Here is a 14,549-nt window from a genome sequence, read left to right as displayed (position 1 = left end):
CTATGATTTCATTACGTATTTCTTAATTCACAAAGGAGAAACTTATGGCAAATAATACAAGAGAAACTTATATAAAGGATACAAAGAAAAAGAAACGAAAAAAAGTAAAATTGTTTATTTTTGTACCATTACTTGTGATCCTTATAGCAGGCATCGGTTATGGAGCAACCTTATACTCAAAAGCAAAATCAGTTGCAGATGATTCGTATGAGCCAATTGATCGTGATTCGAAAAGAGACGCAAAAGTAGATCCTAATATCGATGACGTCTCCATCCTATTTATTGGAGTAGATGACAGCGAGAAAAGATCTAGTCAATCTGGTACTACCCGTTCTCGTTCCGATGCCTTAATGGTAGCGACTTTAAATGAGAAAGAAAAATCGGTTAAATTACTCAGCATCCCACGTGATTCCTATGTATATATTCCGGAACGCGGCTATTCCGATAAAATTACTCATGCACACTATTTCGGTGGAGTTACGTCTACTTTAGATACAGTAGAAGAATTACTAGAGATTCCGATTGATTATTATGTAAAAATGAATTTCGACGCCTTTATGGATGTAGTTGATGCTTTAGGTGGTATTGATGTCGATGTCCCAGTGACATTTACAGAACAAAACTCGAAGGATAAAGCAGGCGCTATCCATCTTGAACAAGGATATCAGGAATTGGACGGAGAACAAGCACTTGCCCTTGCAAGAACAAGAAAAATTGATAACGACATTGAGCGTGGAAAAAGACAACAATTAATTATGCAAGCCATCATGAAAAAAGCGATCTCTGTTGAAGGGATAACAAAATATTCAAAAGTAATGGAAGCTGTCGGAAGCAATATGACAACAGACCTATCATTCAGCGATATGCAGTCCTTAATTGCTTATGCAACTGCCGATAACGGTTTACAAGTAGAAACACTTACACTCGCGGGTACGGATGGCCGTGTAGATGGTAAATATATTTATCAATTAGATGAAACAGCATTAGCGGAGACAAAATCTGTCCTTCAGCAGCATTTAGGTCTAAATAGCAGTTTCTTATCAGACTCTAACAACTCTACTGAAACAGAAACAGATTCAACAACGGATTCCTCCACTTTAAACTAATCACTATATCTGACATACACCAATTTTCATTGGTGTATGTTTTTTTGTGTAAAAATTTATCTATCCTTATTTCTAGTTGAATTTCAAAACTATTTTCCTTTTAAAATACCAGTATTACCCACGAAATATTAGTATAAAAGTATGATAGAATCATACTAGTTTCTTAATGACAGAAATGTAATCTTTTTCTCCTCACTTTTAAACAAGTTATTCCAATTCATTGCAGATAATCCATGACAATTAGATAAAGGAGAAATGATAATGAAAAAAAAACTATCATTGTTCATATCATTATTCTTATTTATTTCTCTATTCCCAGCCTTTGAACATCATTCCTATGCAGCAAGTAGCAGTGAACCACAAGTACATGTCATGCTAAAAAATTACCTAGGAAACAAAACACAAATTATCGTGAAACCTTCTGGAACATATAAGACAGAGGATGGAAAAGTTTTCTTAGCTAACACTACTGAATATACCCTTAAATTAGAACAAACAAAACTTAAATTATATCAGGGAAGCTCGCTCGTTCTGGAATCAGGATCGTTTTCTTTAGCTCCATCAAATCCTGATGATTATCTAACTATTAATAATAGAAAATACAAAGGTTCATTCGAGTTTATTATCGAAACAATTAACGGAGCAAACTTTATTCGTCCAATTAACACCATCGGTATGGAAGAATATCTTAAAGGCGTTGTTCCCAGTGAAATGCCTGCTTCCTGGAATATAGAAGCCTTAAAAACACAGGCAGTTGCTGCTCGTACCTATTCTTGGAATTATGGCGGCAAGACCATTACAGATACAATTAATCATCAAGTTTACGGCGGATTAAATGATTCTCATCCTAATTCAGATGCTGCAGTGGAAGCTACTACTGGGCAAGTCTTAAAATATAATAATCGCTTAATTGACACTGTTTTCTCTGCCAGCAATGGTGGATTAATGGATTCAGCTAATAACGTATGGGGAAATGATTTTGCCTATTTAATGAATGCCGCAGATCCTTTTGATACAAGCTATACTTGGAACTTCAACGTTCAAACGACACAAATAGATATGAAAGATAAGGATTTGGCAAATCCAGATACTTGGTGGAATAAAGTTACTGAAAAAGACATTGCTATTATTACTAATATTAAAACATGGTTAAACGAAAATGGTTATAAAGATAAAGACATCAAAATTATTCGTATTCCTACATTAGCTTTTAATAATCCTTCTACCACGAAAAGAGTAAACTCAGGTACCATATCCATTCAATTTTATGTAAAAAATATGAAGGACTCCAATGGAGAACTAATTTTGCAAGAAATTAATCAGACAAATATTGCAGCATCTAAAGTAAGAGCAATGATCGGTCTGAATTATGTTAAAAGTTATCTCGTAACCAAAAGCGCTTCTACTACTGACATACACAGTATAGCCGGTAGAGGATTTGGTCATGGGGTTGGACTAAGCCAATATGGAGCAAATAATCGTGCAAATGCCGGACAAAAGCACACCACAATTTTAGCGTTTTATTATCCTGGAACACAACTAGTAACAGAATATAGTAAAGCTGCTATTTTAGCTCCTGAAATAAAAGATAGTAAAGCTATGTTTGATCAAGCGAAGAATATCGTTAACGTTGGTTTTACGCTAACTAAAACAGCTAATACAGTCGTTAGAATAAAAGATAAAAATGGTAAAGTAATGACGACCCTTTTAAATAACGGATTGTTGCAGGCTGGAAATTTTGTTTATAATGCCAATGTTTCAAGCTGGACTAATGGCAGTTACACAGCAGAAATCATCACAACAGACAGTGCGAACAATAAAGTAACAAGTACTATTGGATTCCAAATCATAAAAATTGACGTACCCACTATTAATTCAATCAAAACAGTGTATGATGCAAAAGCAAACACCATTAATGCATTCTTTTCTATCAATCAACCGACAACAACAACGGTTACGATTTTAGACAGCAAGAATAAGGTAGTCAAAACATTAGCTAGCAATAAATCTATGGCTGCTGGAACATCTACTTATAAATGGGATGTCCGTAATGTTAAAGATGAAACGTACACATTAACAATTAAAGCAGTTAATAGTAGCGGCAAAGAAAGAACAGTCAAACAAAATTTCACCCTGAAGAAAGCGACTGCCCCGACAATTAAAGATATAAAGGCTAGCTATGATACAAGCGGAAACAAGATAAAGACTAGCTTTCACGTCAATCAATCGACAGCAACAACGGTAAAAATCTTGAACAGTAAAGGAAAAACGGTGAAAACCTTGGGTGTAAATAAGTCATTGAATGCAGGAACTCATTCATTCACTTGGAGTGTCGGAAACACAGGTGATGGTAGTTATTCAGTTTCTGTAGAGTCTGTAAATGGAAGCAAACTAAAGAAAACAGCAACTAAAAAGTTTAGCTTATATAAAGTGAAGACAGGGACTGTAAAAGCTTCAAAACTAAATATAAGACAAAAGGCATCCCCCTCTTCCAAAAGGGTTGGAACAGTCCCTAATAATCAGAAAGTAACCATATACGCAAAAAGCGGTTCATGGTATAAAATCAAATATGGGAAAGTCACTGGTTATGTATCGGCACAATATGTAAAAAATGTAAAATAAGAAAACGATAAAGCACAGAGCCATTGTCTCTGTGCTTTATTATTTTAACCCTAGGTTTTCTCAACTTTTTATTCTCCTCTCATAGAAATATTATTAAAACTTTGTAATTCTGTACATACTATTACTATCGGCATAGGATTATTTCGCTAAGTGAGGGATAAATGTGAAAAAATTAGGGATGTTTAATAAAATTACTCCTGAAAGCTTAAAGCATTATGATAGTGATATATTTCATCTTGATGATGAAGATGGGGAGGAAATAGATTCTATCTCTGAACAAGACAGCAATTTAACATAATTGGATTTAAATTAAAAAGTCGGGAATACCTACACAAAATGGTGTTCCCGACTTTTCTTATTTTTTTTCTGTTGAATATCTTATATCATTAATAAATTTTAAAATGGGTTTATAATTCTTTCCTACTAAACCTATTTTTTCTACTATTAGTTCAATAATTAGCAGTACTGTTACAATTAACAACATTGCCCCCCATACTTTCGCTTGAGAGAATATTACTGCAACCAATCCAAAAAAGGAAGCCATTGCATAAATAATAATCACCGTTTGTCTATGGGTAAAACCAATATTTAGTAAGCAATGATGCAAATGTGATTTATCAGGTGCCATCAAAGGCTGCTTATTAACTAAACGACGAATGATAGCAAAAAAAGTATCTGAAATTGGAACTCCCAAAATAATCACAGGAATAACAAAGGAAATTAACGTAACATTTTTAAAGCCTAATAATGACATGACTGCTATTATATAGCCGAGAAATAGTGCTCCTGTGTCTCCAAGAAATATTTTAGCTGGATAGAAATTAAAGAGTAAGAAGCCTAATGTAGCTGCTAACACGATCGATGAAATCGCTATTACATATCCATTACCCATTATCATGGCCATTCCAGTGATCGTAAATAAAGCGATGCTAGATACTCCTGAGGCAAGCCCATCTAACCCATCTATCAAGTTCATCGCATTCGTTATCCCAACAATCCAAAGGATCGTAATTGGAATATCTAAGAATCCGAACTCCAATTTTCCTCCAAAAGGAAGATTGATAAATTCTACCTGTACTCCACCCCAAATTACAACGATAACTGCCGCTAATGTTTGGGCTAGAAATTTTACTTTAGCTGAAAGATTATAAATATCATCCAGCATACCTGTTACGATGATAATGGCACTACCAAGTAAAATCGGATAATGATAGGCCTTATCAGGATTAATAACTAATGCTCCGATAACAAAACTAATATATATTGCTAAACCACCCATACGAGGCATAACTTTCTGATGTACTTTACGTCGTTCTGGTTTATCCATTGCTCCTAATTTAAATGCTAGCTTTTTAACTAGAGGAGTAAGCAAGATAGAAGCGATAAAACATACAACAAGCATTATATAAATCATGTAGATCCTCCCTAATGCCCTTAAAACGCACATTTGTAGGCATCTGTCTTTCCTTACAATATCGAAATTTATTATAGCATATTTATGAGATACTTGGTCTCTTTAATCACTATCTTTTTTTACATTTATATTACAAAAAAATAATTGCTTTATTAACTATCATAATATAAGACGTAAAAAAGTCCAGAAGGTTTCAACTTATCTAAAGTTATTTTCTTTCTACTAGCAACTTCAAAACAACTTATTTTCATGTAAGAAAAAGTGGCTATTGCGTAGCCACTTTTATTATTATTATTTGCTAACATTTAACCCTAAGTTAGAGTTAATGGTTGTATAAAAATGAAAAGATTTTTTATCTAGCTCCTTTTGATGAGGATCTATTCGGTTTATATTAATTTTTTGATAGTCATTATACTTTATAAATATCCCATAGCTTCCTTTTGCTAACTGTATTAATGCCGAGTTCGGCAAGAACGATTCATAGAGATACTCATCCACTTTAGAAATAGAAAAAGAATATTGATCTTCTGGATTACTTCGATTTCGGAAAATTAATTCATTGATATTTTCAGTATAGTCTCCATAAATATTGAATTTAACTCTATAACCATCTTCTTCAAACCTTCCATCTTCAAAAAACGCTGCCATGGATATCCTTATATGTTCATACCCAGCAACAGGAGTAATCATATAAGGTAAATTATCATTAACGATAATCTCCTTCACTTTTTGACTTTTATCCCACATAAACAATTGCGCTAATTGGTCATATTCACCATTTAAGTACATCTGATAAGCAGCTTTATTGATGTGATGAAAAAATTGATTAGTGATATCATAATTTAAATTCTTAGTAGTTTCCACTACCTCTGCAAATTTTTTAAAGTAAGCACCCTTATTTTTACTTTTAAAGAAATGCTGTCTATTAAAAAATCTCGTAATACAGTCAAATTCATATAATCTATTTAATATCATCTTTTCTATCTGCACATCTAATTGCTTCCCTTTAACATAATTAATAACTCGGATATTAGTATCCATTTTATGCATAATATCTGTTTGTTTTGTAAGAGAAGCATTATTTTCATCTAAACGATTTAAGTAATAAATTGTTTTGGTTGTAGTGGAAATTGCTTTTGCGTTGACTAAGACATCAATAAAAAATTGCTTATCCTCTGCAAATTTCATCTCTGGATACTTAATATTATTTTCCTTTAATAAAGACGTCTTTACCATTCTAGCTCTTGGCCCTAAATGTTGGAAGATATGTGGAATGGAAGTTGGAAGAACACTTCTTCTTTCCATACATGATTCATGCTCTCCAACAATCTTTGTTGATTTACTTTCCACTTGTATTGTTTTTCCTACAACATAATCATCATTTGTCTCTTTTAAAATGGAATACATTGTTTGCAATCCATCTGCTTCCAACCAATCATCAGCATCTAAAAATGTAACATATGGCGAAGTTGATAATTGTATTCCTAAATTTCTTGGGTGTCCAGGGGTACCAGTGTTCTTCTCCAAGAATACAACTCTAATACTATTCGGATATTTTTTTGCATATTCTAACAAGATAGGTCGCGAATTATCTGTAGAACCGTCATCTACGAGGATATACTCAACTAGATTGAAGTCTATAGTTTGATTAATAACAGAATCAACCGTTTTCTTTAAATTTTCTTCTGCATTATAAACCGGAGTAACAACTGTAACTAATTTGTCCATTTTTTTCTTAAATATCCCTAAGATATTTGCCTTTTTTTCATATACATAATATCCATCATTATTGTAATTAATATCATTTGCTTTTTCAAAGCTATTTCGGTTATAGGATTCAGTCATTCCATTAACCTCCCCAATTCATATGTATTTTTCAATAAAATTAACCATTATGTCTACAATTCATCATATACCAATAAAAAGTAATTTTCCATTATTATTCCACATATTTCCCAAACTAAAACAAATTTACACAAATAAGAAACCGCCTTGTATGGCGGTCTATATTTTACCAATATATTCAGGGTCACTTTGCTTTTTAAAGCCCTGTTCCCTAAATTCCCTTTTTTCTTTATCACTCATTTTTTTATACTTGGCTAAAAATTCTTCATAGGCAGGGATAACTTCATCGATTTTCCCTTCCATTTTCAGTTGCCCATGTTCTAACCATATTCCCTTTTGACAAAACTTTTTCATTTGTCCAATGGAATGGCTAACAAAGAACATTGTTTTTCCACTTTTTTTGAATTCATCCATTTTAGCTAAACACTTCTCAGCAAAAGCTTTATCGCCAACTGATAGCGCCTCATCAATAATTAAAACATCTGGATTCGTATTTACGGAAATAGCAAAGCCTAATCGTGATTTCATTCCACTTGAGTATGATTTCACAGGCTGATCAATAAACTTTCCTAATTCAGCAAAGTCAATAATTCCCGGTTCCAGCTCTTTTATTTGTTCCTTTGAAAAACCAAGCATCAAACATTTCAATTCAATATTTTCTCTGCCCGTAAGCTCATTGTTCACACCAGCAGCTACGGCAATTAAAGAGGCTTGTCCATCAATTTCTACTGTTCCCTCTGTCGGCGGAACAATACCTGCAATAATATTCGATAGAGTAGACTTACCTGATCCATTTACGCCAACAAAACCTATAACATCACCATGATCTGCTTCAAAATTTATATTACTTAATGCATAAAATGGTTCCCCATAGCTTCTAGGCAAGAAAATATCTTTTAATTTATCGCCATTATTTTCATATAATTTATATCGTTTTGTTAAATTTTTAACAATAACTGATTTTTCCATTAAACCACTTCCAATTATAAAAAGTCAATAAAGTGTTTTCTAAATCTAACGTGCATATACGTCCCAACAAGAAGCAATATAAGTACTACACTCCAGAAATATATCGTCATTCCTGGGTGCTCCGTTATAAACCACCCTTGTCCCAACAAGGCATAACGATAACCTTCCATTAAATAATAAAGCGGGTTAATTTGCATAATTTTTTCAAACTTTTCACCTAAGTGATTTGCTGGCCATAAAATAGGAGTAAGATACAACAGAACCCTCATTAAAGACTGTAAAAGCATCTGAAAATCTCTTATAATTGTGGAGATTGTAGATGTTATTAAAGCAAGGGCAAACAAAAACATAATTGCCGCAAATAAGAAATATGGAATTTGCAAATAGTATATTGAAATTGGATACCCAATAAACTGATAAATAACGATTACTATGACCATTAGTAATAACTGTGGATACAGTAAAGACATAATGACATAAGACGGTATAACACTTAAGGGAAAGTTCATTCTAGAAACCATTCTTAAACGTGTATAGATAGATTTAGAGCTTTTTGTAATGGCAGGATAGATAAAAAACCAAAGTGTAATACCTGCAAGCATCCAAATAAAATAAGGAAATACCTCTCCATTAGCTCCTTCCACACCACGTCTCTTTTGTACAAAACCGAACACAAACCAATAAATAGCAATTTGGATTGCTGGATTGATCAATTCCCATAAAATCCCTAAATAGTTATTCCTATTTGCACTTTTTAATTCATAAAGGGATAGTCTTCTAATTAAATGAAAATGATTAAATTGCTCTTTTAATACTTTAACGATAGAAGCCATAATCTTATAGTACCTTTCTTTAAGCTGTTCCCATTTCTATTTTTCACCAAAATAAATGGGATTACACTAAATATATTTATTTTCAGTAATATTAATCTTATTCTTTGTTTAAAATTAAACATACTTTGGCATAAATTACAATGCCATTAATACTATACATCCTTTCCACATATTTTAAAATGTTAATTTTTTTCAATCTTAACCAATACAATCTATCAAACATTATATAAAGAAAAAAGATAGATTTCAAACCTTATAATAAATCGCTTGATTTCCTCTAATTCAATAGAAAAAATTACTAGTTCAATTACAATTACTACCCAAAATTTTTTAAAAAATCCGTAGCAATAAAAAAATATTCTATGCAGCGAATACAATACTGCATAGAATACACGTCTAATTAGTTTTTTATTTATATTTAGGTATCTCTAATTCCATTCGATAGGATGTTAACATATTATATAAATTGTACATACTGCTTACTTGTTTACTCGCCCATCCTATATCTGTAGCATATTGATGTTCACCTGGTTTACTAGGGTTCCAGCGCATTTTATAAAGAGTGTCTTGTTTATAAGTAATATTATTAATATAATTCTTCCCTATAAATTCAGCACCGCCTATTATCGCTTTCTCTGGAGTAGTCCACCCCATCTTATATGCATATTCGGATCCACTCTTAAGTGCAGAGCCATCAACTGCACCAATACCATACATATTATATACAGTTTTTGGAGTAACTGCCTTTCCATCAACAGAAGATACCTTAATACCAGTTGCCAAGCTTGAAGTCCCATTTCCAGTTTCTAATAGAGCATGAGAAATCAAATAAATCTCATTAATACCATATTTTTCTCCGGCCTCATTGAATGAGCTTCCTTTTCCAGATAAAATCCCCTTATTTTTGAGTATTTTATCATTGACTTCTTTTGAATTAAGATTCGCACTTGAAGATAATAATAAGAATTGTAGTTTCTGTTTATCATCATTCTCAAAATTACTTGGGTTCATATAGTAACTAATATCCGTAGGACTAGCATTTACCCAAGTATTGTATTTCACCGTATATTTTGGTGTTATATCTGGTTTAACTTGGCCGACCGGTACAGAATATTTATAAAAGTCAATATCATACCAAAACATTCCATCACTATCTTTCTTTGCTGTTTTTGATAGAATGGTAATTTTATAATCCCCTTTAAAGGTACCTATAACCCAACTGCTTGTATTAGTTCCACCTCTAACATTCCATGTACCGCTGTTTATAATGCCATAATCGACACTACTGCTAACATATTTAAAAGCGTCTTCTCTCATATATGCTTTATATTTTTTATCAGTTTGTGCACTTTTGCTCAGTTGAATATTAACAGCATCATTTAATGTGGTATTCAAGTAGCTATAAGTCTTTGTAATTGCCTTTGACTTTTCCATATCAAAAGAAAGATATGCATCGCCACTTCCCTCATAGTATTTAATGACAAAAGTATGCTTTCCTTTTGGAAGATAATAACCGATTACTTCATTTTCTTTTCCGATATTACCATTCCAAGCATCGATTAGAACTTTACCATCAACCTCAAGTACTGCTCCATTGTCTGCTTTAAGCTTAAAATTATAGTTAGTGTTCTCTGTAACGTTAAGCACTTTTTTATAAACAGCTGAAAATTTATCAGAAGGAATTGCATTATCAGGAGATCCTTTTTTCCAATTAAAATCGATATCGTAGATTTTATTTAGAGAATCCTTTCCTCCTATGACAACATTTCTCTTTGAATCTGTTACTTTATAAGAAGGTGCTTGATTTTTATCTATTACCTCTGGATAATATTCTGCATACCAAGTCCCATCAAGCATATTTTGTTCATTGTATGGCTGAATAGAAACTTGGAATTTAGCAGTTGACGTGTTGTCATAATATCTTACTTCAATCCAGTGGATATTATCACCATCTACATTATCTATTTTTACCTTTGTTGCTTTTTCACGATAAGAACCATTTTTCCAATTATCAATAACGAGTCTTCCATCAAGATACACTCTTACACCATCATCAGATAATCCCCTAATAATATATTCGCCTGCGTTCATTCTCTTAGCAGTTACAAATTTAGCTGAAAAATTATCCTTATTTACTTTAGAAATCGGTGCATTTTTCCCATAATTCTGTGTGAGCGTGTTTGAATTAGAATTATTGATAACATTTGATGTCACAGGAGTACCTGAGAGATTCTTATTATTATAGTAATACCCGATCCAATTACCTAACGGCTGAATTTCAGAAAACACATAGGCGTTCCCTGATTTCTCTAAGTAATCTATTTGAGTAATATGTTCTCCAGTGCTTACCCCTCTTACAATTGCTTTATCAAAAGTACCACTAGAACTTTTCCAACGATCAATCAAAGTTTTATTATCAAATTTGACACGAATGCCATCATCTGCAAATGTAGAAACAAAATAATCACTGCTTCCTGAAACTTTCCGCAAGAATGATGCTGAAAAATTATCTTTTGGAATTCCAGCTAAAGGAGCATCTTTTTTCCACTGATACTGGATGCTTGAAACCTTATTCTTCGAATTCAAGCCACCTATAACTGTTCCAGTGCCCGATAAATTAGTATTTGGGTAAAAAATATTCATCCATTCCTGGCTAGTAACTACTTGATTAATAGGTTTAATATCAAAATTCAATTTTGAATTTCCTGTTTTCTCAAGATACTCTACCCTTATCCAATGAATATTTCTTTTAGATGAATCTGCTTCATCATTTCTATCACTTATATTAATTTTATACGCATCTTCCTTTGAATTTGCAGAGCTCCATCGATTTACTACTAATTTATCATCCACATAAACACGAATTCCATCATCAGCCACAGAACGGATAACATATTCTCCTTGTTCAAGCCTTAATGCAGTAGTAAAACTGGCAGAATAGTTATCTTTCGGTATAGCTGATATCGGAGCGTTCTTCCCATAATCAAAACTAAATGCTCCTTTTTCGTCACCCTTTATTACCGCTTTATTAGCTGGCGCACCTTTTAAGCTATTATTAGAATAATAGTAGCCTAGCCATTGTCCTAATGGAAGAACATCAGCATTAATAAGAGCTTTTCCTGACTTTTCAAGGTAATCTAATTGAAAGACGTTATTATTTTCATTAAGGTTAGTGATTAATGCTTTATTTGCTTTACCCGAGCTTCCTGACCAACGATCAAACAAGATTGAGTTATTAATTTTTGCTCTAACTCCATCATCAGCATATGAATAAACAAAGTAATCTCCTTTATTTAAGAGCTTATAAAATGAGGCTGAAAAATTATCTTTGTTAATACTAGAATTTGGTGCTGAATTTCCCCAATTATATTTAATCTCTTTTATTCCAGATGAAACAAATGCATTTCCTGAAACGTTCGTATTATTATAATAAGATGAAAACCAAGTAGATGTCGATAATACGTCTTGAACAGATTTTAGAGAGAATTGCAAATAACTTTTTCCTGTTTTCTCTACGTATTCAATGCGAATCTCATGAACATCATTTCCTTGGTTATTCTCGATTGTAATTAATCTAGTATCTTGAGAAACTCGATCACTATCTAAAACTAATTGCCCATCAATATAGATACGAGTACCATCATCATGCTTTGTTTGCAGAAGATAATTTCCTGCTGGTAATTTTTTATACGTAAACAATTTAGCTGAAAAATGATTGGATCCAATACCTTTCACATTGGGCTTATCATACTGATAATCAAAGCTTAAATCGCCATTTTTGTCTGGAGTGTATACTAGAGCATCTTCTGGATTACCGCTGAATTTTTCATTGTTGTAGAAATAACCAATCCATGATCCAAAAGGAAGCATATCTGCAAATAATACAGCATTGCCAGCTCCCTCATAGTATTCCGTTTTTATTGTATGATTACCTGGGGACAAATTAGTCATTGGAGCTGCTAAGTAATTTCCACTCGAACTTGTCCATCGATCGATTTTTATTTGATTATCCAAATACATACGCACACCATCATCAGCATATGTGTGAAAATAATAATCTTTTTGAGAATCGGAAATACTTATATTCTTTTCAAAACTAGCTGAAAAATTATCTTTATTGATTCCTGCTAAAGGCTCGTTTTTCCCCCAATTAAATCGTATATTGTCATACAATTTGGAAACAGGTGTTTCTGTTAAGTTTTTATTATTGTAAAAATTGGAGGACCATGTATTCTCTGCTGCTTTTATGTTCATTTGGGGTGAAATTATAAACAAAAGAAAACATAAAAACAAAGATGTACCTGCTATTCTCCAAAATATTCGAGTTTCTATTTTCCACTCACTCCTAACTATTTTTTCTATATTTCTATTATCTAGTAAAATGGTAAATATGTTAAGAGCATTCGACAAAAAATAATGGGTAATTTTATCTATTTTTTAGCGATTCTTGTCAAAATTTTCATTTTCATAAAATTTCACTATGCAAAATAAGTAGTTTAAAATACCTACTAAAAGTCTTTATTATAAAAAGACGACAAAAAAACTGCCCCTATAATGAAGGCAGTCTTTCGCTATTATTAAAAAGAATTTTATTTCATTAATTTATCTAAACACTCACTTAGAAAGTTTATTTTTTTCCTTTTCTTTTAATCTTTCAGCAAGCTCTAATATATAACTTTTTAATTGTGCATTTATATCTGTACGTTTTAACCCTAATTCAATTGTAGTTTGAATAAAACCGAATTGTTCACCGACATCATAACGATTTCCTTCAAATTCATAAGCAAATACACGTTGAATTTTATTTAGTTTTTCAATTGCATCTGTTAGTTGGATTTCTCCTCCAGTGCCAATTTCCTGTGACTCAAGAAAGTGAAACAGCTGTGGTGTAAATATGTATCTTCCGATAATGGCTAAATTAGACGGCGAAGTTCCTTGTTTAGGTTTTTCAACAAATTTCTTTACCTGATATCTTCTACCTGTATCTGGTAAGGGGTCTATTATTCCATATCGATGCGTTTCCGAGTCAGGTACGACTTGTACACCAATGACAGAAGAAAGGGTTTGATCATATTGATCCATCAATTGCTTTAGACATGGTTTTTCGCTATCAACAATATCGTCTCCTAACAATACGGCAAACGGCTCATCCCCGATAAAATTTCTCGCGCACCAAACAGCATGCCCTAAACCTTTTGGTTCTTTTTGTCGTATATAATGGATATCTACATTGGAAGATTCCTTCACTTTTTCTAACAAAGTAAATTTTTCTTTTGCAATTAAATTTTCTTCTAATTCTAAAGCATTATCAAAGTGATCTTCAATAGCTCTTTTTCCTTTCCCAGTAACGATAATAATATCCTCGATTCCTGAGGCTATTGCTTCTTCCACAATATATTGAATCGTTGGCTTATCAACGATTGGCAACATCTCTTTTGGCATCGCCTTTGTTGCTGGCAAAAATCTAGTTCCTAATCCTGCAGCAGGAATAATCGCTTTTTTTACTTTACTCATAAAAAATACCTCTCTTATAAATAAATTTTTAGTGCGTCACTTGCTACTACTATTTAGTATACTTCAATCATTAGAAAAGCACTATTATTGGACCTATTTTATTGTATTTCTATCAATTTCATCTTATCTGCTCAGAAAAAAATGGTGTAAACGCTATCTTTTGCAACTTTTCTTTTAAAAAGGTCGTCTATATATTCAGGTATCAGTATATCATCATCTATTAATAGAATACTTTTGAACTAAGCT

9 protein-coding genes are annotated in these 14,549 nt (G+C 32.5%); 3 read left to right on the top strand and 6 right to left on the bottom strand.

From position 1 onward, the window contains the following. Positions 1 to 44: 44 nt before the first annotated feature. The 3 genes from NST60_RS15805 to NST60_RS15795 all read left to right on the top strand — a co-directional run bounded on the left by NST60_RS15805 (position 45) and on the right by NST60_RS15795 (position 4,026). Positions 45 to 1,106 (top strand): LCP family protein, encoded by a 1,062-nt coding sequence (locus tag NST60_RS15805; RefSeq protein ID WP_016205200.1) that lies wholly within the window; start codon positions 45 to 47, stop codon positions 1,104 to 1,106. A gap of 261 nt (positions 1,107 to 1,367) precedes the next feature. Then, positions 1,368 to 3,728 (top strand): SpoIID/LytB domain-containing protein, encoded by a 2,361-nt coding sequence (locus NST60_RS15800; RefSeq protein ID WP_341099389.1) that lies wholly within the window; start codon positions 1,368 to 1,370, stop codon positions 3,726 to 3,728. A 163-nt stretch (positions 3,729 to 3,891) separates the two neighbouring features. After that, the gene (locus tag NST60_RS15795) at positions 3,892 to 4,026 is read left to right on the top strand and encodes a hypothetical protein (protein WP_264196251.1); all 135 of its coding nucleotides are present in this window, start codon (positions 3,892 to 3,894) and stop codon (positions 4,024 to 4,026) included. A 57-nt stretch (positions 4,027 to 4,083) separates the two neighbouring features. Here NST60_RS15795 and NST60_RS15790 read toward each other — a convergent pair whose 3' ends face one another. From NST60_RS15790 to galU, 6 genes are all read right to left on the bottom strand, one after another. After that, positions 4,084 to 5,142 carry a glycosyltransferase family 4 protein gene (locus NST60_RS15790; protein ID WP_341099385.1) on the bottom strand — a complete coding sequence of 353 codons (1,059 nt, stop codon included), beginning with the start codon at positions 5,140 to 5,142 and terminating at the stop codon, positions 4,084 to 4,086. Between the two features lie 291 nt (positions 5,143 to 5,433). Next, entirely contained in the window at positions 5,434 to 6,987 is a 1,554-nt protein-coding gene (locus NST60_RS15785; protein ID WP_341099381.1) for a glycosyltransferase family 2 protein, read from the bottom strand. A gap of 159 nt (positions 6,988 to 7,146) precedes the next feature. After that, positions 7,147 to 7,956, bottom strand: a complete 810-nt coding sequence (tagH, locus tag NST60_RS15780) for a teichoic acids export ABC transporter ATP-binding subunit TagH (protein WP_254415724.1) — start codon at positions 7,954 to 7,956, stop codon at positions 7,147 to 7,149. A 14-nt stretch (positions 7,957 to 7,970) separates the two neighbouring features. Next, complete coding sequence (locus tag NST60_RS15775) at positions 7,971 to 8,789, bottom strand: ABC transporter permease (RefSeq protein ID WP_254415725.1); 819 nt, start codon at positions 8,787 to 8,789, stop codon at positions 7,971 to 7,973. Between the two features lie 408 nt (positions 8,790 to 9,197). Continuing rightward, a complete protein-coding gene (locus NST60_RS15770) occupies positions 9,198 to 13,082 on the bottom strand; it encodes a PA14 domain-containing protein (protein WP_341099376.1) in 3,885 nt (1,294 codons plus the stop codon). Between the two features lie 321 nt (positions 13,083 to 13,403). Continuing rightward, complete coding sequence (galU, locus tag NST60_RS15765) at positions 13,404 to 14,303, bottom strand: UTP--glucose-1-phosphate uridylyltransferase GalU (RefSeq protein WP_212121698.1); 900 nt, start codon at positions 14,301 to 14,303, stop codon at positions 13,404 to 13,406. Positions 14,304 to 14,549 lie beyond the last annotated feature (246 nt).

Origin of the sequence: Niallia sp. FSL W8-1348 (genome assembly GCF_038006745.1) — a bacterium.
Lineage (GTDB): Bacteria > Bacillota > Bacilli > Bacillales > Cytobacillaceae > Niallia > Niallia alba.
The sequence above is the reverse complement of the archived record's forward strand: the minus strand, read 5'-3'. Positions and strand labels throughout refer to the sequence as shown.